Consider the following 515-nt stretch of genomic DNA (forward strand, 5'->3'; position numbering starts at 1 on the left):
AACGTCGAACCGGTCAACATTCTCCGCAAACACGGCTACGACCTGCACGCATCCGGACTCAGCGGCCAGTACAACGCCCCCGCGAAACAGCGCGGCGGTGTCTTCGGCACGGCCCGGAAAATGATCCGCTGCTTGAAGATGCAGTCCATCCGGCCATGGGTGTCGACCGACGGACAGGGGCCACGGATACCGCATTTCGATCCCCGCGAGTTCGTCCGCTCCACCGACACCATCTACCTGCTCTCCCGTGAAGGCAACGGCTCGGCCGGCCCGCTGGTGACCGCGCTGACCGTCGCGATCTGCGAGGCCGCCGAGGAACTGGCCACCCGGTCGAAAGGTGGGCGGCTACCGGTACCCCTGCTCGCCGCCTTGGACGAAGCAGCGAACGTGGTCCGCTGGACCCAGCTGCCGAAGCTCTACAGCCACTACGGCTCCCGCGGAATCGTGATCATGACCATCCTGCAGAGCTACGCCCAGGGCACCGAAGTGTGGGGCAACAAGGGCATGGGAATGCT

General features: G+C 65.2%; 1 protein-coding gene. It reads left to right on the forward strand.

Annotation, left to right across the window (positions count from 1 at the left end; all coding sequences use genetic code 11):
• Nucleotides 1-515: type IV secretory system conjugative DNA transfer family protein (locus MLGJGCBP_RS24525; protein WP_160098721.1), on the forward strand; the 515-nt coding region annotated here is incomplete at both ends.

Source organism: Rhodococcus sp. T7 (genome assembly GCF_009872365.1).
GTDB lineage: Bacteria > Actinomycetota > Actinomycetes > Mycobacteriales > Mycobacteriaceae > Rhodococcus_F.